Source organism: Shewanella surugensis (genome assembly GCF_023284005.1).
In the GTDB taxonomy this organism is placed as follows: domain Bacteria; phylum Pseudomonadota; class Gammaproteobacteria; order Enterobacterales; family Shewanellaceae; genus Shewanella; species Shewanella surugensis.
Window position 1 is genome coordinate 17,368 of sequence record NZ_JAKIKS010000030.1, and the last position, 23,032, is coordinate 40,399.

Here is a 23,032-nt window from a genome sequence, read left to right on the forward strand (position 1 = left end):
CTCATTAATCTTTTCGTTAAAACAGCCCCGCCTTAAGTAACATATAAAACCTTTAAACCAAAAGCTTGCCCTTTATGCTTGTTACCGCTTGTCCCATCAAGCAAACTCTTTGTACAGGGCTTAGTTTTTGTTTCGCCAGCAGTTCCATGTCGACAAAGCCACCTCGTGAGGATGCTTGATAACCTCGCAACTTTGATTTGTTCAGCTTATCTTGCCAATAAACCGCCAGAGCACAATGCGCCGAGCCCGTAACGGGATCTTCATTGACACCCACCCAAGGGGCAAAATAACGGGAGCAAAAATCGTAGTCTTTGTTCGCTGCATGATGACCTATCACATCATCACTTTTAGCTGTCACCGCTGTGGTCACAGCCCTTGCCGTCACAACGATGCCTCGGCCCAGTAACTGCTTTAGCAGATCAAAATTCGGTTCCAGTGCCAATAATACCGACTCATTATCAATTTCAATCAGGCATTTGTTATCGAAGCCACAAAAACCAAGTACCTGTTCAGGATAAATGCCTAAACAGCTCAAGAGGCTGGGATCCATCTCTAATGAAAAATCAAGGATAGGTGCAGGAAACAGCATCGCGATGCAATCAGGCTTAACCATCACGGTTAAAGGGCCTGAAAGGGTATTAAAACGGATATCATCGCCCACAGTGATAACCCCCGTTTCCTGTAGAATATGCGCGACGGCTAAGGTACCATGGCCACATAAACTGACTTCCACTTGAGGGGTAAACCAACGAAGATTTAAAGCATCTAAAGCCAAAAAAGCCGTTTCAGATACCGCCATTTCTGCTGCTATTGCCAACATCAAGCTTTCATCCAGTCCTTTATCGGTAATGCACACGCCCGCAGGATTGCCTTTAAACGCTTCAGTGCTAAAGGAGTCTACTTGATAGATCTCTAATTCCATACTGAGTTCCCCCAACGCATTAAAGGAGAAGTTTTAAATAGCACTTTCACTCTCAATTACTTGGTTTAATGATCATGCAAGTCGCAGTAGCAGTGGCCAGTAACTTACCCGCTTGGGTTTTTAATGTTCCCTCAGAAATACCCAGCGATTTTGACAAGTTAATCACCTGACCTTCAGCAATGAGTGACTCATTTTTAGGAATAGGCCGGATCATTTTAATGTTCAAATCAATCGTGCCATAACCCACCCCCGCATCCAATAAACTGTGCACAGCGCAACCGGTCACAGTATCAAGTACCGTGGCCGCAAAGCCCCCATGGACACCACCCAGAGGATTCAAATGGTTATCATCGGCTTTGGCAGAAAATACCACTTTGCCCTCAGACACCGAGGTGATGGTCATTGGAATAGTTACGGCAATCGATGCGTAAGGAAGCTCACCTGATGCCATTGCTTGTAACAGCGCCAGCCCCGTCATTTCATGGACGTTCATTTAATTTACCTTTAATCAATAATATTAATAACAAATACAAAATAGCACATTAATAGCTTATGAGAAATGTTATTACATATTGAATTTTATTGAAAATATACCTTTTTATTTTATTCATCAAAAAAGCCATAAATGTATGCTTTCACGTTATACTCATCGCTTACAAGCGATTTCCTTAACGCTTGTTATTCCCCAAGGCTCTTTTTCTGGCGCGTTTTTTCTGAGCCGCTTTAGTATTTTTATAAGAAGTCGATTCACTTCTAGTGAGATCAGGCTCAAATCCCACTAACCATTGTTGAGGCAATCTTTTATCTAATAAAATTTCAATTTGCTCAAGCCTTAATGCATCATCTTCACTGTATAAAGTAATAGCTTTCCCCCTGTTTCCTGCGCGGCCCGTACGGCCAATACGGTGTACATAATCCTCTGCCATAAAGGGCAATTCATAGTTAATCACCACATTCAAGCAGTCCACATCCAAGCCACGCGCCGCCACATCCGTTGCCACCAGCACCTTAATATCAGCTTGCTTAAATTGAGCTAATACCTCTTCCCGTACTCCTTGGGATAAATCGCCATGAAAAGCTTGCGCTGGGATCCCTTGTTTCAGCAAATCCTGCACCAATTTGTCGACAGCTTGTTTTTTACGACAAAAAATGAGTACTTGTTGCCATTTTCCTTTGTTAACAAGGTGGCAGATCACGTCCGTTTTTCTCTCGCTGTCAATTTGATAGATAATTTGTTCAACGTTGTGAGCGGCAGTATTATGTGTATCCATTTCTATCAATATCGGCTCATTGAGCCACTTTTTACTCAGTGTAAAAACAGCCTGATTAAAGGTCGCTGAAAACAATAAGGTTTGCCTGATGTGTTGAGTCTCTGATTGCACCTTTGGTATGGCTTTTAAAATCTTATTGATTTCATCTTTAAAGCCCAAATCCAGCATACGATCGGCTTCATCCAACACCAGAAAAGCCAAGGCATTGAAATGCACGTTGCCTCTTGTGACATGATCCAGTAAACGCCCTGGAGTGGCCACGACGATATCGACCCCCGCTTGTAATACTGCAGCTTGCCTATCAATACTCACGCCGCCATAAACTAACACACTGGTTAACCCCCCAGCGCTCAGTGCTAACCCTTGAGCATAATCATCAACACTCTTTTGAACCTGTATCGCCAGCTCCCTAGTAGGCGTTAAGATCAGCGCCTTAACAGAATGACGCTTTACTTGGGATCCATTGCGACTGTGTTGAGTATTTGAGGCTAATTGCTGTAAAATCGGTAACGTAAAAGCAGCTGTTTTTCCTGTGCCCGTTTGCGCTCTGGCCAGCACATCTTGACCCGCTAATATGGCTGGAATAGCTTCACTCTGAATAGGCGTCGGGGACGCATAGCCGAGTGTTGATAAGTGGCTGACAAACTCAGGCAATAAGCCCAACGAAGAAAAAGACATAAAATACGACCAATAAAAAAAGCGCTAAAAATTAGCGCTTATTCTAACATTAACCGTTAATGTTATTCTAACACCTTCAAAGCTCGAACCTTTCAAAGCACATATCTTTAAAAGCTAGCACCATCGACTTTTCTAACCGGCAATGTTTGCACCAACTCATGGTCAAATAACCGGAAATTGACCCCTACTCTGTCCATTTCAGCTTTTGGGCGACACGTGTAATGGGTGGTGCAACCGCATTGGCCACAACGATGAAAATCAATATATTCATCCCCCCAACGATAAGTTTGTAAGGGTTCGGTCTTGATTGTTATCGATACTTGGGCTTGTGGATAATATCCCCACAATGCCGCTGTTCTGCGACAAATAGAGCAGTTACATTCAGTCACCGTATCGGGTAATGTGTCGACCTCAACTTCAACGTTACCACAATGGCAGGATGCATTTATCATTTAATGTCCTTATTAATATTCTACAAATATAATGTATCACTCAATAGCATAAATTTAGTCTCTGAAATCAGGCGTGAATAAAATAGACGCCATATGACAGTATTGAAGTGTCTGATTTCAGTACCAAACTGAAAGCACTGTATAAAGTAACAGTGCCTGAGTCAATAGCCATTCAATTGCTCGTTATTATACCCAAACAACGGGAATATGAATCAATCCGTTTTATCACAACCCATACTGATTTCAATTCAGCGATCGGCCGGATGATGAATGCCATCGACAATCTTGACTGCATCCAATAACAGAGGATCCACTCCTGCTAAGCAAGCAATATTATAACCATACTGTGATGGATTGGAGCGACGTTGGTGATGAGTATAAATGCCACAATGACGGCAAAAATAATGTTTGGCCGTGTTGGGGCTGTTGATCTCTGGTGATTGTTTCTGCAGCAGACTGTGGCTTCTTTATACAAGGCAGAGCTTGTGTGGTGTAGTTATTCTATATAAATAAGCGATAACGCAGTAAAAAGGAGCCACAGACGCTGTCCATAGGATCCAGCTAAACGTGTTTTACCCTTTGTTGTAAAGAAATTTGCTTAGAATGCTAGGCTACATCCTCTACGCCTCGATTAAAACACGTTTATTCTGGACATAATTCCATCACCAAAGATCAACAGCCCCTAGTATTAAATTGATAAATGTTTAAATATTCTTCGCCTTTAACGATACGTAAACCACTCAATGCAATCGAGCCGACAATGGCCCCTTTACGGCGGCAAAGTGAACAATTACAGCGTCTTGGCGATTCAATTACATTTGGTAAGGTTAATTCAAGCTCCACCGCCCCACAGTGACAGCTTGCACTGTGCTTATGCTTAATCAAGGTTTCAGCAATTTTTGTTATGTGGTCATGCGGCTGACTTGGCTGTTTATTTTTCTTAATATTTTCATGATCTTGGTTCAAAATGGGCATTCCTTTTTATTTTTATTTTAGTATTAGTTTATAACAGTATGATTATACATGCTTAAAAAGCATCTCTTTAGACTTGTGCCCATACTGCAAACTCATTACCACTGGGCTCCGTAAAATGAAAACGCCTGCCACCTGGGAATGAAAATATCGGTTTAATGATAATCACACTTCCCCTTGATGTTATTGAAGTAACGTCATGCCATATTATGGGGTAGCCAGTCATCCCTCAGCACCACTTTTTAAGCATCGCTTTTTAACAAACTCATCAAAAATATGCTGTCCTTCAGGCCAATCTCCAATATTTGACTCAGTATTGATATGACCCAATGCCCCAACAGAGATAAACTCACAGCCCCACTGCTGAGCAATAAGCCGAGAGCGTTCAAAAGAAGAATAAGGATCATTGGTACTTGCACACATCACACTTGAAAAAGGTAAGGGATCTAATGGCGGAGCGTCATAACCCGTGATAACATCCGGAAAGTCATCTCGAAGAACATCCGGCACAGCCACAAGAAAAGCGCCTTTTATCTTTACTGCCTTAACAGGATAACACCGATTCCACTCTGCGACCGTACAGCCCCCTAAGCTGTGAGTCACGAAAACTGTCAGCCCCGTTAAGAGAGTCAATTAATTGATCAAGCTTATCTATCCACTTGTCTTTATTGGGATGTTCCCAATCTTCTTGCTCAAGCCAATAACTATCAGAAAATTGTTGAAACCACAGTCGTTGCCAATGTAAACCTAAAGAATTGCCATAGCCTGGTATAAATACTGTATTCATAAATCCTTTTATTCATGCTAAAGAAGACAAAATCTAGTACCCTGCGTGATTATAGCCTATGACTAAATATTATTATTTATCGCCGAAAACGCTACCTAAACCCACTACTCAGGTGTACTAAAACAGGATAATCGTAAAATACTGTCCCCTCAAATCAGAAGCCGTCTTCACCTCTTCCACTGAGTAAACCCACTTTGACACGGCTTCTACAGCCGCAAAACCAAAGCGCGTTTCTGAAGCATTATAGATTTTGACATTACGGGGGATCAATAATTCGCCTTCGGAACCCGGTTTTATCACTAAAATAAACGTTACCGCTGCACACCCCGGCATTTGTGGAGGTGGGAGTTCCTTTTGAAAACGAGATGATTTAGGGCGCATCTCTGGATAAGATGCCGAGACTTTCACTTTGGGATTATCTGCTCGTACTGCATTAATACGATCAATGTTTCCACATACCGCTTCCTTGGCGACGCCTTCTAAACTAACCAGAAAAAGGAGAAAAACAACAAAATATTTCATCTAGATGTACCCATAACACTTTAATCTGTGGCCAAGTGAGCTTAAAAAACATGCTCTGCATCGATTGAGCCTTTCAAAGCAAGGTCAAACATACCTTATAGACGTCTTTATCCTCTCCATTGATAACTGCAGCACAACCCCTTAAATCGCATACTCAATACTCGTTGATACCGTCCCGTTTAAAAAAATCATATTTAACAAATTAAAACAGTCGGTTAATCATACCTATTCATTCGTAACATTAACCACCATCGCTTCTAAATTAATTCTCATTATCATACACTTCTTCAGTCAAGCTCAGCAATGAAACATGATATTTATAAAATTAATTTCATCTTAAAGAATCATTCTCTCCAGCAAATAGCCAACGTATTTGTGACTCACCGCCACATTAAGTATGGCGGGTAAATTCATCCTCGTTTTCTCTTTGTTCATTTAACGTTTGTCTCTCTTTCGATGCGACATGGTATTCAAGATATCGGCCGTTAGCTTCCGCAGGTATCATGATTTTTACTCATTGCTTAGAGAGGCGACTTGTTCAACCAATGCCAACAGAGCGAGATCATTATTCGGAGCCATTAACAATGAGAACCCCGAAGGTTTACGTACAATTTTATCATCTGGGTGAATGCCTGACTCAGCTTCAATTTCATCGACAGAAAAAAGCGGTAAATGACATTGTGGTGCGCCCCACAGACCGCCGATAGCCGTTAACCCGAGTAAGCGCTGCCGAACATTCATTTGCTCACTAATCGATAGATTACTGCTTTTTTTTAACGCCGTGCTAGCTGAAGTTGGCATGAGCAACACACTGGTCTCATCGGGTAACAAGATTTCCATTTGTCGACACCATTGTTGGCGTTTAGTCACTGCCCATAATACTTCATCATCACTAATGGACATCGCCATGGCTAACCTTGCCTCAACATCCGCCGAAAATACCGGGTTCACTTTCTCTATCCACTCCCCATGTTCATTCGCAATTGCACGACCTTGTAAAATCCGAAACACATCGGCTAGTTCAGACAATATTCGGACGTCAGACAAATACACCGTTTCACAAACATCAAACTCATTTTGCACTTGAGATACATAATGAGTCATGGCATCTTGAATGTGCTTATCCGCTAATTGATTGATCGCATCACAGATCACTAAACGTGTTATCTTTGGATGACTTCGGCTCTGTTTGGGTAACAGAACTTCCCCCACACCATTCAATAACGACGCTTTTTGGGTAAACCAGCCTACCGTATCAAAGCAAGGTGCTAATCCAATCACTCCCTTAACCGATACTAATGAGTGACTGGTTCGAATGCCAAATAAACCACAATAACTGGCAGGTACTCTAACAGAGCCACCCGTATCGGTGCCCAAGGCAATATCAGCCAATCCAGATGCCACCGCTGCCGCCGATCCCATGGATGAGCCACCACAACAATACCCCGGTACACGGGGGTTCTCTGCAGCGCCGTAATGTCTATTATTACCTTGCATACTATAAGCCAGCTCATCTAAATGTGTAAAACCGATGAATGTCGCCCCCACATTCAATAACCTTGATAGACTCTCAGCGGTTTTGTTCGCAGCAGGGTGAGTGTTAAACCAATCAGGGCTACCTGCGGTATTTTTCTCTCCTTTGAGCTGAAAGACATCTTTAACTGCCAAACGCTTCCCCGCTAACGGGCCCGAATCAGACACATTGAAATCACTAGGCCCATGTTCACAAAATATGGCTGGATCATTTCTTCTGTTCTGCCCGACAGATATTTTACCATGAATTTTATTCATAACAACAACCATAGTTATATAGATTCAGTAAGTTAGATAATTTTATACGCTAATCCCGCTAAAAAATAGCGGGATTCGTGCCTATTATAAAATTGACATCGCATTAAATATCATCGACCACAATGCAATACAAACTCGTGTCACTAATCATAGCTCAATACATGACGCCATAGATTGACACTGTTGCCAATAAAATATCCACAAGGTCATTCCGTTACTACACTAACATTATCTAGGACAGCTCTTCATTCACCATTCATCTGAGACTATGAATAAACCAAGGTAGTGCTTATGAATGAACAACAGAAAATAGACATGACATATAAAGATGTAGGACTTAGTGTATTCATTATTTTATCAACAATAATTACGTGGTCATTGGCTTATTTCTTTGTGGGAACTCTCGACATAGCGTCAATTGATGAAATTTGGATATTTCCTTTATTATGGTCATATATCTTAATTTATCTCTATCACCACCGATATTTTTATATTGCAATCAATAGCTATTTATTGTTTCTCTTAATGTTAATGGCTGACAAGCTCAACTTCACCATGATCAGCATTCGTACTCAATTGACTTATGTACTCTTCTCACTCTTAGCCGCCTTTGTTTTTATTACTATCTACCGCCTAAGTTTCATGTTTAAACGTCGCAGTCTGAGTATTATCAATATGGCAATATTGACCCTATTGCTCGTCATCCCTGCATTCTATATCCTATATGCCATCAATTTTAATTCCGATGTTTCAAAAGAAACGATTTACGCCATCATGCAAACCAATATGACCGAGTCAATCGATTTCATCATCGATGAAATATCACCAAAGTGGGTCTTGTACGTCAGTCTATTGGTCACAATATGTATCGCTCTTTTTATCAAGCAAGAAAAGAGCAATAACCCTCCTATTGAAAAGTCAGTGCTAATCTTTATGCTTATCCTCTTTTCAATACTGTCTTATACCGATAGAAAAGATAATCGGCTCTATGCTTTTATCATCAATACTGCCAAAGAGTATTGGCATGAAATGGCGCTCTTTAAACAAACACAGGCTCTAGTCAAGAACCACGGCATAGCATTCACAGCCAGTAAAGACGCTGAGGGAGAAACCTATATAGTCATCATTGGTGAATCTCTCAACAAACAGCATATGGCACTTTATGGTTATATGAGAAATACCACACCATTATTAGAGCAAATGGCCAAAAAAAATCAATTGTTAATCTACGATAATGCTTTTTCAGCCCACACTCATACCATGCCAGTGTTGTCTCAAGCACTCACAGAGGCCACCCAAGCTAATCAGAAAGATTATTACCATTCACTCTCTATTCTTAACATCTTAAATAAAGCCAATATAGAGACTTACTGGATCACCAATCAGCTCCTCTATGGTGCTTGGGATAATCTCGTTTCCATTATTGCACAACAAGCCGATCATCTTATCCCACTGAACCATTCGATGGGAAAAAACACCACAACACAAACCTATGACTGTGCCATTATTCAAAAACTCAAACCTATTCTCAAACTAAAATCAAAACGAAACAAAGTGATATTCATTCACTTAATGGGCAGTCATGGCGATTACTGTGAAAGATACCCTCGCCAATATCAGGCTTTTTCTGGTGACTTACCCCGTTCTGAATTTGGCCGGTTAGCAATCACCCATCCAAAATTAGCTCATACTCTTAATTGCTATGATAACAGTGTGCTATATAACGATAAAGTGGTCAGTTCAATCATTCAAACACTTGCAACTAACGATGACATTAATGGGCTGCTCTATTTTTCTGATCACGCGGATGATGTTGTCAATCAATTAGGGCATAATAAAGATAATTTTACCTATAGCATGACACAAATCCCGCTATTCATATGGTTATCTAAACGATATAAATCCCAATACAAACAGCAATACACGATGTTACTGCAACATCGTCACAGCCTTTTTGGTAATGATACTATTTATGACACCTTAATTGGGCTCATCAATGTCAAAACAGATAAATATCATACGACAAATGACTTAACGTCTCCCCAATATCAATTAAAAGATGAAGATGCCTACACGCTTAATGGAAAAAAAGAGTATGCAAGTCCAAACAATAGCCTTTACCAACAGAAGCACAATGGCCTATTCATTCAAGACCACCATTTAGTGTCACGAATACTGCCCCATAGAGTGAATACCATCGGTAAACTAAACAATATTTGGTCAGACGGTTTTAGAGCATTTGAAGTTGATGTGCTGTTTGATGATAAATCGAACCAATTCTTGGTTGGACACAATCTAGGGGCCATGAGTGGAATGTCTCTAGAACAATTTATGGCCTCTATACCCACCACTGAAATAAAGAAAATCTGGTTAGATGTTAAAAATCTTAATACCAAAAATAATAAAGCAGCACTCGTCAGATTAAATAACTTAGCCACTAAGTTTCCGATTAAACATCAATTCATTATCGAATCGGCTACAAAACAAGCCTTCTTCACACAATTTCGAGCGGCTGGCTGGCATACCTCCTACTATTTACCGACACAACAAATTATCGATGATTTAAATGGTAATAAAAAACAACAAATGAAAATATTAGCAAAAAAAATAGCCCAACAATCCGTCACGCAGCAACTTACAGGCGTGTCATTTGATCATAGAGCCTATCCTTTTATTAAAAATTACCTAGAACCCTTATTAGCAAAGCAAATCAATTATCATATTTGGGATTTATCTATCACTTTATATAACGCTGATCTCCCCTCTGAGCTAGATAAAAAGAGCTATCATCATGATAAACGTGTCACAACTATTTTGTTACCTTACCAATCCCCTTTCGACTTATAACTTCACATTGGTACTGGAGTCTGCTTAATGAAATTTCCGACGACATTGTTAACATCTATTCTGTTCATCAACTCATTCTGGGGACATGCTAATTCGATTGATAATGCACCTAAAAATCTTTTTTCTGATCAAGTGGGCATTTAGAATATAGGTATCAATGTTAAAATGACTTGAATAGCAGCTATATCAAGGCCTGTTTAACCGTTATCTCAATCATTTTAATTGGGAGTCATAAAACATCGGTTGATCATTAATAAACGACACTTTTTCAGCGAAATGGCAGGCCATACACGCACTGCGTGCTTTAAAAAATCCCTTCCAAGCTTTCGTGTTGTTTTTACTGTTAAAAGCACTATTCACATCCGGCCAAGTTGTCGATAAAAAAATGGCTTCGGCATTCATTTTTCTTGCTGGCCTTTTCATCAAGCCATTCTCTATGGTGACTTTTATCTTTGCCCAGTGATAAAGCGCAAGATCAAAATTATCATCCTTTAGCGCTTGATATAATTTTTCATAACGCTCGCCCACTTCCCACATAGTCTGATCAAACCCACGTAAATAGCGCTCTATTCGTTCAAACCGCTCAGTATTGGTTTCCATTTCGGTGATCCAATGCTTTGACGCTATTGCTTCCTCTTTCGCTTCAAGCGGAATCATCATTAAACAAAAGACAAGTACAACTGAAAAACCAATAGCCAATGAAATATGATCGGTATTTTTTTCAACTCGCTTAAAAATAATCTGTATGCAATCATCCATTAAACATCCTCAACATGAACTATTCCTTACCAAACAATATTCGGCACCTATTCTAGGCTTAAGCATAGCCACCAGCAGGAGGTTTAACGAGAAGATTAAAGTATTCATTGCCACGTTTAAAAGACATGCCGCAATCTAGGGGCTGTTGAACTTTGGTGGTTAAATTATGTCCGAACTCAACGTGTTTTAATCGAGGCGTAGTGAGTGCAGCCTAGTTTTAAACCAATTCTCTACAACAAAGGGTAAAATACGTTTAGACGGATCCTATGGACAGCGTTTGTGGTGTCTTTTTACAGCGTTATCGCTTATTTATGTAGAATAACTACACAGAATAAGCTTAGCCTTGTCTAAAGACGCCACAAACTGCTGCAGAAATAATCACCAAAGATCAACACCCCCTAGGCAAATCATCAAACCAAAAGGTTACATTACTTTCGACATAGTGACACAGCTCAGCTCAATACCAGAAGGATGCCTCCAAGCACTCAGTCCACCCACGCTAAAACCAAGGCTTTTATAAAAAGGGACTGCATTTAACGAAGCGGACAAAGATAACGCCTTTAGCCCTTTCTCAATGGAAAGCCGCTGCAACTCACGGGCAATAACGGTTCCAATACCCCTGCCATTATAATCTGGATCAACAAACACCGACTCTATTGATTGAGCCTCGCTATCGATAAAACCAAAACCGAGTACCTTAGCCTTATCGTGATAAACAATCGCCCCTAATGTAAGCAGGATATGGTCAAACCCTTCAGGCATGACGGAATCGGCCCAAGCGACTATTTTATCTTGGGCGTAAAACCCCGCACAGCGATTAAGAATAGCTTGTGTTCTAATCGTCCAAATTCTATCGACATCAGCAGCTTTAGCCGGACGAATAAAAGCCATATGCTTATCTTCCATGACAGTCCTTTCATATTATTGAATAATGGTTGTTTGACTTTTTAAGTACGTCTTTAATTTATCTTTTAAGTACCTGCATGACAAACAATACTCCAGCACGATCAATCCATTCATCGATGTGACAACTCGGACGTTTAAACGCCAATCATGTCAGTTTATTTATCCTCATCGAGTAGATTATCAAACTGCACTTTTAATTGATCAAACCATGCTTGCATCGCTTCAGGATTTTGCATCAAAGTTTGCACTTCTTTCATGGCCTGAAGGTGAGCTGGCTCCTGTTTTTGGAACATCTCCATACCATGTTGCTTACTCATCTCGACCATTTCTTCAAAGGTATTGGCGTGAAAGGTTTTCTCACATGCCCCGCCTAATTGTTTTCATTCGTTGTCCTTAGCTATTTATCTCCAAAATGGATTAAAAAGATAAAGGCAATACCCTTTTACATCGCAGTATTGCCCTTCACATCATTTAACGTCATTATGAATGACACTATCCTAGGTCAATGCTCACTCATTAACTGTCTCCAGTATAGAAGATCACTTACACAAAACCGCCATCAGTCGACTCATTAGTATTGTAAGAGCCATCTCCACATCAATCTGATACACTGTCACTGTCTGAAGTAAGAAAACCTCGACCAAAGCCTCCCCCCCACCTGAAGAATAAGCGCCACCAGCACCTCCATTTCCAGCATTGACACTGTATTGCACTATTCCTGTACTGCCGTTACCTATAAACGTATCATCATAATTTGCTGAAAAATTATTATTACTATACCTATGATCAATGAAGGTGCTTGATTTCTTTACCGATGAGGATCACCATACCTCTCATGAAAAACATCAAATTGACCATCGAGCAAAAAATAGGTCTTGAAGCCCTTCACTATGTGAGTCGAGGTGTTCGTGATAGAAACCCGGTACAATCACTTAATCATGCGTAAACCGACACTATAATACCAACTGACTTAATCCTGAATAATCACCATAATAGCGGTAAGCTCTAAATACCGAACCATCATAATTAAACTCCCACACGATTTCATGCTCTATATTATATTCAAAAAAATGGCCATCACGCCCTTCACAAACAAGCGTATTTCCATTTGGTAATCGCTGTGCCCCCGAAATATGACTCGAATAAAACTCACCATTAACCCCTTCACTATACTGAGATAATAATGATCCGGAACGACAATTAGCTTCATAGCAGAGCTCATCCACCGTTGAAAACTCTCCTACAGGTCTATTAAAACCATTATTAAAGAGTAAGATATTACCCTCTCCAGGTAATCCCGGTTCAATCCACTGCACATCATGTTGACCAAATAGAGTTTGACGTCCACTTTGATCATAGGCAAGTGGATTACCAGAACGATAGACAATACCTGCAGAGGCATCACTATGATCAATAATCCAGTACTCATTAAAATTGTGCACACTAATAACAATCACATCTTTTTCAGGATGATAATCAACTGAATTAGCGTGGGTCCAATCAGCCGAACCATCACCACTGAAGTAATTAAGATTAACCTTATCAGGATGATCAGCAACATTATTCACATAATTACTGCTAATACTCGTATCAACATCCTGCACAGCATGATCCCAAGTACTCCAGCGCCACACGATTTCACCATCAAGACAAGCATTAGCCTCACTTTCACGACAGATCTCATAAACCGCATCAGCCCATAAAGTATCACCTGCAACCTGAGTCCGACCCAGTGCCATCGCTTCCTCTGCCGTTTTCGCCTCCCAAGCTAATACTAAGATATTGCCATTAGGTAATACTTCAGCATCATGGTGACTAAAATAGTTATCAGAAGCGATAGCGGCCTCCCACACCACATTACTTTCCCAATCAAGAATTTCAACCATACCTCCTGCATTTCCACTAAACGTTGCAGGTGCATCTAATACACTCCCCGTTCGTAATAATTCACCCGACGGCAGTAAATACACGGAAAGAGCAACACGATGATCGCTCACCCAAGAATGTACAGTATTGCCATCCTTATCAATTAAATAGGTGTCAGTGGATCCATTTGGGGCAAATAGCGTATATTCATCCAGATCAGCAGCAAGCACAGATTCACTTGCCAACCCACAGGTCATCCCTAAGAAAAGAACAGATCGAAAAATGGTTTTTGTCGCAGATTTGAACATTGCCATACTCCCTTGACTCATCGTCATACAAATAATGAACACGTTCGGTGGCCATAAGATAGTGTATTCATGACTATCGAACGCTCAGGCAACAAACCTTAACACAACAAGTTGAAAACGAAAATACAACAAAATGAAAGCATAAGTAAACAAATGTAAAGCAGAAAATAAACTAAAAACAAAGATCAATATTGATCCGTTAAATAATTGTTTTCCGTGTTCTGAACAGAAGATTCTTATCTTTACTGTGTTCCTCTTTGACGTTAATTAACGCTTCATAACTCTCTGAGAAGTAAGATTGTGTTTTCACTGAGGCATCTTTAAAACTAATAAATGCCCCCCCTGTATGAGGAATAACATAATGTCGACATGCTTCGATCCAATCTTCAGTACGATTGATGTATTTCCTATTATCAATTGCGTCAACCAACGCATCAGCAGAATGTAAAACCATCTTCCCTTCCACGTTTAGAAATTCATCCCACCAAGCCTGATATTGAAGTGTAAACAAACACTTTTTATAAGGAAACGCACTGTCTATTGCGTCAGGGAATTCTTTATATTTTGCGTAATACTCGCCCGAAATAGCGCCTATGGTAATGTAGGGATGAATACCATACTCATCATCGCATTTACCTTTCTCAGGAGCGAGCAACGACGACTGTAAAGAACAAACCAATGCCTTCCTGCTTGTTTCATCCCAATTTTTATAAGCGAGACGTGAGGTGATTTTATGAGGAGCAGGTCCATCAGAATCCAATTTAAGATCATGATGCTGTCTATCCCATGACTCAAAGCGCCAGTTTTTGGGATCCATATCGATATTTAATTCGTTGGTTTTTTCTTTTATCCAAGATCGGGCCCAATCAACTTTCTTTGCAGCCTTCACTAACCTCACTAAATCAACGTTGCTTTTATCTTCACCTATAATGTCCCTCAAAGTAGCAATACAATCCGAAATAGTTTTCACAAACATTTTAGGATCACCCGCCAAATAACCATTAATTAAACAAGACAACTTGGCCTTAGGATCAGGCTCTGCATTCTCTGCAATTCTCATCGCGTTAATTTTTAAATTCGTCCCAATTAATAACGGTGTATTCTCTGGTTTAATAATGTTCTCCCATAATTCAAGTACATGTAATGTGCTAATACTTGGACAATATTGCTGTAAAAAATCAAGGCTCAAACTAAAACTATAGGTAATTTTTGGGAGCTCAAAAGCCTTAAAACGCAGCGCTGTCACGATTCCATAGCTCAATCCGCCCCCACCTCGTAATGCCCATAACAATCTCCCTGCTGCAGATTCTTTTTTATCATCAATACTCACTTCCTGAATATCACCATTACCCTGTACTAGAGTTGCACCAACAAGGTGCTCACAAGCCATGCCATATTTTCGCGTCATAAGTAGGCAACGTGAGTTGATACAGACGCTCAAAGGTATTATGCCCTTTACGCGCATGGATTTGCCGTTGACTATTTATTTTATAATCTGGATTTTCTCCCGCATATTGCATGGACTCTTTATAATAATCATATTGTTGATGATATAATACTGGCTCATGCTGCTGCCATAATGGATCTTGCGCGCGTAGATCACACTTCTCTATCCAAAAAGCCACACGTTTATCGAGAGACATAGCCGACAGATCATGCTGATGAAAAGGATATGAAGCGCCGCCTTTGCCACCAGAGCTTGTTGCCGCTAACGCTAACTTAATAAAATATTTTGAGTGATCAAGGACAACCTGTTGAGCCACCATGCCTCCAAACGATTCACCTAAACAATTACACCGTTGCCAACCTAATGCATCGAGCAGCCATTTAACATCATCACTATAGGTTTTCATGGTGACTTCTTCATCAGGTGAATTTGATTGACCGATCCCCCGAGGATCAAAACTCAGTATCTCAAAGTGCTCAACCAACGGCGTTGAAAAAATACTTTCACTGCCACGTAAATCACTCATCGTGCCTGGAATAAACAACAGTTTTTCACCAGAGCCTGCAATACGATAATGTAAGGTTAATTCACCACGTTGTAAAAAAGGCATCACTTTTCTCCTTTCACTATTCCTCCAATTATAGTCACTTCGCCATGTAGTATCGATACACCATACCTAAGCAAGGATATGACTCAATATAAATAATAGACATGTTTAATATGCGATTAATCACCGAAGATGAAGCCAGTTTAAAACTGGTCCACTTTTTTAGATCTCATGAAAATCATTGTTATTATTTACACCCAATATTTAACTCAATAATAAATAAAGAATATATATAAATTTAGGAAGTCTTTTTCATCATACGATGTCAGATTCAATATCTTTTCCATTACATGTACCGCTATTCCATTAATGATAAATAATAGGTATAAAGCTGGACAATCAATATTACAGCTTATTACGTGGAGGTTCTTATAATAAAAACATATCCATATTTAATAATGAAGTATGAGTAAGTCACAAAACTATCAGACTCAATCTTAAGCCTAATGTTTGAAAAGTTAATCATGAGAGGTTAATTCTGACTGATTGGGTAAGTTTATCAGTTTTTATTTCATTATACGACTAACAATTTCATCATAAAGATCAGTATAATCATTATTCTCTGTATAAAGTTCCGCCACGTACAACTGAGCAGTACCGTGCCTATCGGCAACCATAAAGAGTCGTGTTAACCAATGATCACTTAAAGTACTTTCAATAACGACGGTATCATCGGTCAACTCAGGAAACTGATCTGCTGTAATATCAATATACAGATCATTGACCTTCACCCAAGAAACGTTTTAATCGAGTAAAATATCTCGACTCCTAGCGATGCAGAAACCACCTTTGCATCAAAACCAAGTTGAGATAAATAATAGGCGAGTAGATTTGATACTACACCGCAAGACCCTATAGGAAAATCAGTTAATGCTTCAGCTGCTTCAAATTGTAAAAGGCAATCAACATCCTCTTCTGATAACACCTCTATCGCAAGCCTAAATTGACTCACCAGCTCATACCATTCTAATATGCTTCCTATCACAACATCCAGATTAAAAACAATGGCAACCGTATACACAACTGCCATTTGAAAAAATTGAGATTTTTAACTACCTTCTTTTATTCATCAAGCAAATGTAAATATTGCCCCATACAAGAATCATCATCAGACAAATAAAACTTCACTTTTCTACCACTCATTTGCGCAGCAAGTAAAGTTGAATATACCACCTTATTATTCTCTGTATCTGTTTTTGACCATCTTAGCTGAGTGCCAGCTGGACAAGTAGCATTACCAGAATCCATATGGAACGCAATGCTAAGTGGCATATAACTAGGCTCCAGTACTGTGATTTTTCCCACAAACGATTCCACGCCCATCACGTTGCTACTTAATAGCAAAGTGATGCACATTAAAAATACTTTCTTCATTTAATTTACCCCTATTTAAATAAATATCATTCCATTAAAAACTTCACATAGAACTTAATATAAGATCATCAATAGCCAAATTTTAAAATCAATATACTTGATAATGCCAAATATAGCTCCTACTATCATCTTTACTAATATAAATAATTAGATAAGCAAGAGTGGTAATGCTCATAATTAAACTTAACTACATATAACCGATTAATTAAAACATACGCAGCTAGCATATTCTGGCATGCTCTTACTCAGGCTTTGCCAAATAAAAATGCTGATAGGCCCTTTGAGTGGCTATTCGCCCTCTTGGGGTCCGCTGAATAAAACCTTGTTGAATAAGGAACGGTTCCAACACATCTTCAATCGTTTCACGTTCTTCACCGATGGCGGCAGCAAGATTATCAAGGCCGACGGGGCCACCCATGAATTTATCGATAATGGCAAACAGCAGTTTTCTGTCCATATAATCGAAGCCTTCGTTATCCACATCCAAGACATCAAGCGCTTTTTGCGCTATATCTTGAGTGACAGCGCCATCAAATTTCACTTCGGCAAAATCTCGCACTCGGCGTAATAAACGATTGGCAATCCGCGGTGTGCCACGAGAACGGCGCGCGATTTCCCCCGCACCGAGGACATCAATCTCCAGTCCCATCACATGAGCCGAGCGAGTGACAATGGTACTTAAGTCTTTGACATTGTAAAACTCAAGCCTTAATGGGATCCCAAAGCGCGCGCGCAGCGGCGAGGTTAACGCCCCAGCTCTTGTCGTCGCACCAATTAAGGTAAACGGCGGTAAATCCAGCTTAATCGAACGCGCCGCAGGCCCTTCTCCTATCATTATATCCAACTGATAATCTTCCATCGCCGGATAGAGTATTTCTTCAACCACTGGGCTTAAGCGATGAATTTCATCAATAAACAATACATCGTGGGGCTCGAGGTTGGTCAACATTGCTGCTAAATCGCCCGCTTTTTCAAGCACTGGCCCTGAGGTGGATTTAATACTCACCCCCATCTCCCCCGCGACAATTAAGGCTAACGTGGTTTTACCCAATCCCGGCGGGCCGTAGATCAAGATGTGATCGAGCGCCTCTTCACGTTTTTGCGCCGCTTCAATGAAAATTTTCAACTGCGCACGGGTGTCATCTTGTCCCGTATATTCATCGAGCAGTTTGGGGCGCATCGCCCGATCAACCACTTCATCTTGTATGATGGCTTGTGGCTGAATAAGCCTATCTGCCTCTATCATCATTTATCCTTTACGCTATTCACAACAGGTTAACCTTGAAATAGGTCAATAGCCCGATTATAGGTTCATTACCAATTATTAATTCATTAACAGTGTTCATGAAGAGAGGCTTTACATGCCCTTCAGCGCCTGTTTAATTAATCCACCAGAGTCGATCCCCTCAACAAAAGCGGCTGACACGGCTTTAGTTGCCTGCGCCGGTTTATAGCCCAAGGATAACAGTGCACTAATGGCATCTTCTTCGGCGGTACTCGCTACTGGCGCCGGAGCATAGTTTGTTTGCAGCATAAACTCACGCTCTGAACCTGCCGAAGCCTCCAGCAACGCTTTGAGTTTGTCACGCATTTCAACCAATAAACGCTCGGCGGTCTTTTTTCCTACTCCCGGTAACTTCACTAACGTCACGACATCATCGCGCTCAACGCAAGTGACAAACTCGCTGGCACTCATGCCTGATAAAATGGTTAACGCCAATTTTGGCCCTACTCCATTGGTTTTTATCAGTAACCGGAATAAGGCGCGCTCTTGCTTAGTGATAAAGCCATAAAGCAGCTGCGCATCTTCACGCACCACAAAATGGGTATAAAGGATCGCCTCGGTGCCCTTCTCGGGTAATTCACAAAAGCAACTTAAGGGCAATTGCAGCTCATAGCCGACACCGCCCACCTCTAATAATACTTCTGGTGCCTGTTTTTCAATAAGGCTGCCACGTAATCGACCTATCATATTGCTGTCTCGTTCATTTTTATACACCTAAAATGGGCTTATTGATCACGATCATGATTGATATCGATCACTGTCTGTAACCACCACAATTGATAAGCTTTATTGATGACGGCCGCTATTTATAACGGCCATGACTACGACTATTCGCCCGTCCTGCCAGAGCCACTAGGCTTTGACTGGTGTGAAAGTGACAAACGGCCACTCCCAGTGCATCGGCCGCATCCGCTTGAGGCGCCGCGGGTAAATTAAACAGCTGCTGGATCATGTGTTGCACTTGTGATTTTTGTGCGCGTCCAGACCCCACCACCGCACTTTTAATTTGCGTGGCACTGTATTCTGCGACGGGTAAATCCACAACGGTTGCCGCCACAATGGCCGCGCCGCGGGCTTGGCCTAACTTAAGCGCAGAGTCGGCATTTTTGGCCATAAACACCCGCTCAATGGCAAATTCTGTGGGTTGATATTGACGAATGATCTCAGAAAGACCGTTAAAAATTTGTTTGAGTCTGATAGGCAATTCATCGCTCGAGGTACGAATACAACCGCTACCGAGGTACTGCTGGTGCCTGCCTTGACATTGGATCACTCCGTATCCGGTGATCCGTGAGCCGGGATCGACACCTAAAATAATGGCCATAATATCCTGTTTTGATAAGGTCGGCGTTGACATATGCAACTCACATTCGCGGTGCTAACATTGACAATGCAATATTGCTGAGCTTAATTCCGCCGCCAAGTACGCATACAGAAACATCACTTGGCGCCGATTAAGCAAAATGTATTGACGCGGTACTTTTACTCTAAGCTTGCCATGATCTCATCAGTAATGTCAGCATTATGATAGACTTCCTGCACATCATCATGATCTTCTAAATTATCGATTAAACGAATAAATTTAGGTGCGGTATCAGCATCCAAATCCGCTTTGGTCGATGGGATCATAGTCACCTCGGCGTTAACCGCTTCAAGACCCGCCGCATCCAACGCACCTTTGACACTGCCAAAGTCTTCAGGGGTGGTGAACACATCAATAGAGCCATCTTCATGGCTGACCACATCATCGGCCCCCGCTTCTAACGCTGCATCCATCACTGTGTCTTCATCAATGCCTTCAGCGTAAGAGATGATGCCTTTTTTCTCAAACAGGTAAGAGACTGAACCATCGGTGCCTAAATTGCCACCCAATTTACTAAACGCGTTGCGCACACCCGAAACAGTACGGTTGCGATTATCGGTCATGGTTTCAACCATAACCGCGGTGCCACCAGGACCATAACCTTCGTACATGATGGTTTCAAGCGCTTGCCCATCAAGCTCCCCTGCACCACGTTTCACTGCACGCTCAACCGTGTCTCGGGTCATGTTATTTGACAGCGCTTTATCGATAGCCGCTCGAAGACGAGGATTCGCATCCGGATCGGACCCACCTTCTCGTGCTGAAACCGTCAGCTCTCGAATAAATTTAGTGAATAATTTGCCTCGTTTTGCATCTTGGGCCGCTTTACGGTGTTTAATATTAGCCCACTTACTATGACCTGCCATTGATAACTCCTCAAAGAGGTTAAAATCAAAAGAAGTGAGCTTTTCTGCCCACTTCCTTGTGCTGTCTATGTTATATTACACAATCCCTAAACGAGAAACTTATTCAGTCTCTGTTTTTGACGTCTCTAGCACGCCAATACCTAACTCAAGAAGCTGAGCGGGATCCGCTTCACCCGGTGCATTCGTTAATGGACACGCTGCAGTGCTGGTTTTAGGGAACGCCATCACATCTCGAATAGAGCTCGCGCCCGTCATTAGCATCACAATGCGATCGAGCCCAAACGCCAACCCCGCATGAGGAGGCGTACCATAGCGTAATGCTTCCAGTAAGAAACCAAATTTCTCATTGGCCTCTTCTTCTTCAATGCCCAAAACACGGAAAACGGCTGCTTGCATATCGGCATTATGAATACGCACCGAGCCACCACCGAGTTCACAACCGTTGAGCACCATATCATACGCATCTGAAATCGCGGCAGTAGGATTAGCTTCAAGCGCCTCTGGCGTCATGTCACTTGGTGCGGTGAAAGGATGATGCATGGCATGTAAGCCGCCATCAGATGTTCTTTCAAACATAGGGAAGTCAACCACCCAAAGTGGACGCCAATCCCCTTCAAGCAAATCAAAATCTTCACCCGCTTTCAAGCGCAATGCGCCCATGGCTTCTGCCACAACATTGGCTTTATCTGCACCAAATAAGATGATGTCGCCTGTTTGCGCGCCAGTGCGATTCAGTATGCCTTTAACCACTGCTTCGGTTAAGAACTTAAGCACGGGCGATTGAATGCCTTCCATGCCTTTATCTAAATCGTTGACCTTCATCCAAGCAAGGCCTTTAGCATCATAAATAGTGACGTATTTTGCATATTCATCGAGCTGCTTACGTGAAAGCTTAGCGCCACCTGGAATACGCAATACGGCCACGCGGCCATCAGCATCATTGGCTGGGCCTTTAAACACGGCAAACTCAACGTCGTTCACTAAATCGGCAATATCCACGAGCTCAAGCGGGTTACGCAGATCCGGCTTATCAGAGCCAAAACGACGCATCGCTTCGGCGAAGGTCATTTTAGGGAACTCACCTAAATCCACATTCAATAATTCTTTAAACAGTCCGCGAGTCATGGCCTCTGTTTGCGCCATGACTTGATCTGAGCTCATGAATGAGGTTTCGATATCTATTTGGGTAAATTCAGGCTGACGATCGGCACGTAAATCCTCATCACGGAAACACTTCACAATCTGATAATAACGATCAAAACCTGACATCATCAGTAATTGTTTAAATAACTGTGGTGATTGAGGCAAGGCAAAAAATTGCCCTTTATAGGTCCGGCTTGGGACCAAATAATCACGCGCACCTTCTGGTGTTGCCTTGGTTAAAATCGGGGTTTCAATGTCTAAAAAACCATTACCATCAAGAAAGCGACGCACGGCGCTGGTTACTTTTGAGCGGAAAATAATACGTTCAGCCATTTCAGGACGACGTAAATCTAAATAACGGTACTTAAGACGTTGCTCTTCGGTATTGTGCTGGTTTTTGTCCATATTGATGGGCAATGCAGGTGCGCTATTGAGTATGGTTAACCCTTTACCTAAGATTTCTATTTCACCCGTACGCATGTCTTTATTAATTTGGCTATCAGGGCGAGCACGCACAAGGCCTGCCACTTGCACACAAAATTCACTGCGCAGTGAACTGGCCTTATCAAATACCTCTGGTAAATCAGGATCATAAACAACCTGCACGATGCCTTCTCTGTCGCGTAAATCAAGAAACACCACGCCACCGAGATCACGGCTTCGATTGACCCAACCGACTAAGGTGACTTCTTGCCCAACATGAGACGCATTGACGTCCCCACAATATTGACTGCGCATTTCATTCTTTCCTTTAAATCCGCAAACTTGTGCTTGAGGAATATTCAAAATAAGACAAAAGCGGCATTATAATGAAATATTGCCCACTTCGAAACCATTCACCTATCAGTCGGTGAACTATCAACCAA

At 41.5% G+C, this 23,032-nt stretch carries 23 protein-coding genes and 2 pseudogenes; 1 reads left to right on the plus strand and 24 read right to left on the minus strand.

From position 1 onward, the window contains the following. Positions 1 to 52: 52 nt before the first annotated feature. From L2764_RS09695 to L2764_RS09740, 10 genes and pseudogenes are all read right to left on the minus strand, one after another. Positions 53 to 922, minus strand: a complete 870-nt coding sequence (locus L2764_RS09695) for a PhzF family protein (RefSeq protein WP_248940018.1) — start codon at positions 920 to 922, stop codon at positions 53 to 55. Between the two features lie 52 nt (positions 923 to 974). Continuing rightward, positions 975 to 1,415 carry a PaaI family thioesterase gene (locus L2764_RS09700; protein WP_248940019.1) on the minus strand — a complete coding sequence of 147 codons (441 nt, stop codon included), beginning with the start codon at positions 1,413 to 1,415 and terminating at the stop codon, positions 975 to 977. Between the two features lie 175 nt (positions 1,416 to 1,590). Continuing rightward, entirely contained in the window at positions 1,591 to 2,871 is a 1,281-nt protein-coding gene (locus tag L2764_RS09705) for a DEAD/DEAH box helicase (protein ID WP_248940020.1), read from the minus strand. Positions 2,872 to 2,978: 107 nt separating this feature from the next. Next, positions 2,979 to 3,323, minus strand: a complete 345-nt coding sequence (locus L2764_RS09710) for a GFA family protein (RefSeq protein ID WP_248940021.1) — start codon at positions 3,321 to 3,323, stop codon at positions 2,979 to 2,981. Between the two features lie 681 nt (positions 3,324 to 4,004). Then, positions 4,005 to 4,298, minus strand: a pseudogene (locus L2764_RS09720) (GFA family protein); the annotation flags it as partial. 67 nt (positions 4,299 to 4,365) lie between these two features. Beyond that, a pseudogene (locus L2764_RS09725) lies at positions 4,366 to 4,458 on the minus strand (VOC family protein); the annotation flags it as partial. A gap of 59 nt (positions 4,459 to 4,517) precedes the next feature. Beyond that, entirely contained in the window at positions 4,518 to 4,898 is a 381-nt protein-coding gene (locus tag L2764_RS09730) for an RBBP9/YdeN family alpha/beta hydrolase (protein WP_312018349.1), read from the minus strand. Next, the gene (locus tag L2764_RS27735) at positions 4,840 to 5,082 is read right to left on the minus strand and encodes an alpha/beta hydrolase (RefSeq protein WP_283106975.1); all 243 of its coding nucleotides are present in this window, start codon (positions 5,080 to 5,082) and stop codon (positions 4,840 to 4,842) included. The genes L2764_RS09730 and L2764_RS27735 overlap by 59 nt, the downstream gene beginning before the upstream one ends. A 117-nt stretch (positions 5,083 to 5,199) precedes the next feature. Further along, on the minus strand, positions 5,200 to 5,604 hold the full coding sequence (locus L2764_RS09735) for a hypothetical protein (RefSeq protein ID WP_248940022.1): 405 nt from the start codon (positions 5,602 to 5,604) through the stop codon (positions 5,200 to 5,202). 510 nt (positions 5,605 to 6,114) lie between these two features. Next, positions 6,115 to 7,395, minus strand: coding sequence for an amidase family protein (locus tag L2764_RS09740; RefSeq protein ID WP_248940023.1), 1,281 nt, complete (start codon positions 7,393 to 7,395; stop codon positions 6,115 to 6,117). 291 nt (positions 7,396 to 7,686) lie between these two features. Here L2764_RS09740 and L2764_RS09745 point away from each other — a divergent pair, with 291 nt between their 5' ends. Continuing rightward, a complete protein-coding gene (locus tag L2764_RS09745) occupies positions 7,687 to 10,242 on the plus strand; it encodes a phosphoethanolamine transferase (protein WP_248940024.1) in 2,556 nt (851 codons plus the stop codon). A 213-nt stretch (positions 10,243 to 10,455) separates the two neighbouring features. On the opposite strand, the gene L2764_RS09750 is transcribed toward L2764_RS09745, so the two are convergent. The 14 genes from L2764_RS09750 to aspS all read right to left on the minus strand — a co-directional run bounded on the left by L2764_RS09750 (position 10,456) and on the right by aspS (position 22,904). Then, the gene (locus tag L2764_RS09750) at positions 10,456 to 11,001 is read right to left on the minus strand and encodes a hypothetical protein (RefSeq protein WP_248940025.1); all 546 of its coding nucleotides are present in this window, start codon (positions 10,999 to 11,001) and stop codon (positions 10,456 to 10,458) included. Positions 11,002 to 11,424: 423 nt separating this feature from the next. Beyond that, positions 11,425 to 11,907 (minus strand): GNAT family N-acetyltransferase, encoded by a 483-nt coding sequence (locus L2764_RS09755; RefSeq protein WP_248940026.1) that lies wholly within the window; start codon positions 11,905 to 11,907, stop codon positions 11,425 to 11,427. Between the two features lie 155 nt (positions 11,908 to 12,062). Continuing rightward, on the minus strand, positions 12,063 to 12,224 hold the full coding sequence (locus tag L2764_RS09760) for a hypothetical protein (protein ID WP_248940027.1): 162 nt from the start codon (positions 12,222 to 12,224) through the stop codon (positions 12,063 to 12,065). 636 nt (positions 12,225 to 12,860) lie between these two features. Next, positions 12,861 to 14,081 carry an aryl-sulfate sulfotransferase gene (locus L2764_RS09765; RefSeq protein WP_248940028.1) on the minus strand — a complete coding sequence of 407 codons (1,221 nt, stop codon included), beginning with the start codon at positions 14,079 to 14,081 and terminating at the stop codon, positions 12,861 to 12,863. 199 nt (positions 14,082 to 14,280) lie between these two features. Beyond that, positions 14,281 to 15,411 carry a hypothetical protein gene (locus L2764_RS09770; protein WP_248940029.1) on the minus strand — a complete coding sequence of 377 codons (1,131 nt, stop codon included), beginning with the start codon at positions 15,409 to 15,411 and terminating at the stop codon, positions 14,281 to 14,283. A gap of 49 nt (positions 15,412 to 15,460) precedes the next feature. Further along, positions 15,461 to 16,138 (minus strand): alpha/beta fold hydrolase, encoded by a 678-nt coding sequence (locus L2764_RS09775; protein ID WP_248940030.1) that lies wholly within the window; start codon positions 16,136 to 16,138, stop codon positions 15,461 to 15,463. 503 nt (positions 16,139 to 16,641) lie between these two features. Next, complete coding sequence (locus L2764_RS09780; RefSeq protein WP_248940031.1) at positions 16,642 to 16,866, minus strand: hypothetical protein; 225 nt, start codon at positions 16,864 to 16,866, stop codon at positions 16,642 to 16,644. Next, positions 16,863 to 17,165, minus strand: a complete 303-nt coding sequence (locus tag L2764_RS09785) for a hypothetical protein (RefSeq protein ID WP_248940032.1) — start codon at positions 17,163 to 17,165, stop codon at positions 16,863 to 16,865. The genes L2764_RS09780 and L2764_RS09785 overlap by 4 nt, the downstream gene beginning before the upstream one ends. A 32-nt stretch (positions 17,166 to 17,197) precedes the next feature. Further along, positions 17,198 to 17,509 carry a hypothetical protein gene (locus tag L2764_RS09790; protein WP_248940033.1) on the minus strand — a complete coding sequence of 104 codons (312 nt, stop codon included), beginning with the start codon at positions 17,507 to 17,509 and terminating at the stop codon, positions 17,198 to 17,200. A 241-nt stretch (positions 17,510 to 17,750) separates the two neighbouring features. Continuing rightward, a complete protein-coding gene (ruvB, locus tag L2764_RS09795; protein WP_248940046.1) occupies positions 17,751 to 18,755 on the minus strand; it encodes a Holliday junction branch migration DNA helicase RuvB in 1,005 nt (334 codons plus the stop codon). A 111-nt stretch (positions 18,756 to 18,866) separates the two neighbouring features. Beyond that, complete coding sequence (ruvA, locus tag L2764_RS09800; protein WP_248940034.1) at positions 18,867 to 19,481, minus strand: Holliday junction branch migration protein RuvA; 615 nt, start codon at positions 19,479 to 19,481, stop codon at positions 18,867 to 18,869. A gap of 115 nt (positions 19,482 to 19,596) precedes the next feature. Further along, a complete protein-coding gene (gene ruvC, locus L2764_RS09805) occupies positions 19,597 to 20,118 on the minus strand; it encodes a crossover junction endodeoxyribonuclease RuvC (protein ID WP_248940047.1) in 522 nt (173 codons plus the stop codon). 158 nt (positions 20,119 to 20,276) lie between these two features. Then, the gene (locus tag L2764_RS09810) at positions 20,277 to 21,023 is read right to left on the minus strand and encodes a YebC/PmpR family DNA-binding transcriptional regulator (protein WP_248940035.1); all 747 of its coding nucleotides are present in this window, start codon (positions 21,021 to 21,023) and stop codon (positions 20,277 to 20,279) included. Between the two features lie 99 nt (positions 21,024 to 21,122). Continuing rightward, positions 21,123 to 22,904 (minus strand): aspartate--tRNA ligase, encoded by a 1,782-nt coding sequence (gene aspS / locus L2764_RS09815; protein ID WP_248940036.1) that lies wholly within the window; start codon positions 22,902 to 22,904, stop codon positions 21,123 to 21,125. Positions 22,905 to 23,032 lie beyond the last annotated feature (128 nt).

Coding starts and splice junctions, on each gene's coding strand:
- L2764_RS09695 (WP_248940018.1), bottom strand. CDS start 922: ATGGAATTAGAGATCTATCAAGTAGACTCCTTTAGCACTGAAGCGTTT.
- L2764_RS09700 (WP_248940019.1), bottom strand. CDS start 1,415: ATGAACGTCCATGAAATGACGGGGCTGGCGCTGTTACAAGCAATGGCA.
- L2764_RS09705 (WP_248940020.1), bottom strand. CDS start 2,871: ATGTCTTTTTCTTCGTTGGGCTTATTGCCTGAGTTTGTCAGCCACTTA.
- L2764_RS09710 (WP_248940021.1), bottom strand. CDS start 3,323: ATGATAAATGCATCCTGCCATTGTGGTAACGTTGAAGTTGAGGTCGAC.
- L2764_RS27735 (WP_283106975.1), bottom strand. CDS start 5,082: ATGAATACAGTATTTATACCAGGCTATGGCAATTCTTTAGGTTTACAT.
- L2764_RS09735 (WP_248940022.1), bottom strand. CDS start 5,604: ATGAAATATTTTGTTGTTTTTCTCCTTTTTCTGGTTAGTTTAGAAGGC.
- L2764_RS09740 (WP_248940023.1), bottom strand. CDS start 7,395: ATGAATAAAATTCATGGTAAAATATCTGTCGGGCAGAACAGAAGAAAT.
- L2764_RS09745 (WP_248940024.1), top strand. CDS start 7,687: ATGAATGAACAACAGAAAATAGACATGACATATAAAGATGTAGGACTT.
- L2764_RS09750 (WP_248940025.1), bottom strand. CDS start 11,001: ATGGATGATTGCATACAGATTATTTTTAAGCGAGTTGAAAAAAATACC.
- L2764_RS09755 (WP_248940026.1), bottom strand. CDS start 11,907: ATGGAAGATAAGCATATGGCTTTTATTCGTCCGGCTAAAGCTGCTGAT.
- L2764_RS09760 (WP_248940027.1), bottom strand. CDS start 12,224: ATGAGTAAGCAACATGGTATGGAGATGTTCCAAAAACAGGAGCCAGCT.
- L2764_RS09765 (WP_248940028.1), bottom strand. CDS start 14,081: ATGTTCAAATCTGCGACAAAAACCATTTTTCGATCTGTTCTTTTCTTA.
- L2764_RS09775 (WP_248940030.1), bottom strand. CDS start 16,138: ATGCCTTTTTTACAACGTGGTGAATTAACCTTACATTATCGTATTGCA.
- L2764_RS09785 (WP_248940032.1), bottom strand. CDS start 17,165: ATGGCAGTTGTGTATACGGTTGCCATTGTTTTTAATCTGGATGTTGTG.
- L2764_RS09790 (WP_248940033.1), bottom strand. CDS start 17,509: ATGAAGAAAGTATTTTTAATGTGCATCACTTTGCTATTAAGTAGCAAC.
- ruvB (WP_248940046.1), bottom strand. CDS start 18,755: ATGATAGAGGCAGATAGGCTTATTCAGCCACAAGCCATCATACAAGAT.
- ruvA (WP_248940034.1), bottom strand. CDS start 19,481: ATGATAGGTCGATTACGTGGCAGCCTTATTGAAAAACAGGCACCAGAA.
- ruvC (WP_248940047.1), bottom strand. CDS start 20,118: ATGGCCATTATTTTAGGTGTCGATCCCGGCTCACGGATCACCGGATAC.
- L2764_RS09810 (WP_248940035.1), bottom strand. CDS start 21,023: ATGGCAGGTCATAGTAAGTGGGCTAATATTAAACACCGTAAAGCGGCC.
- aspS (WP_248940036.1), bottom strand. CDS start 22,904: ATGCGCAGTCAATATTGTGGGGACGTCAATGCGTCTCATGTTGGGCAA.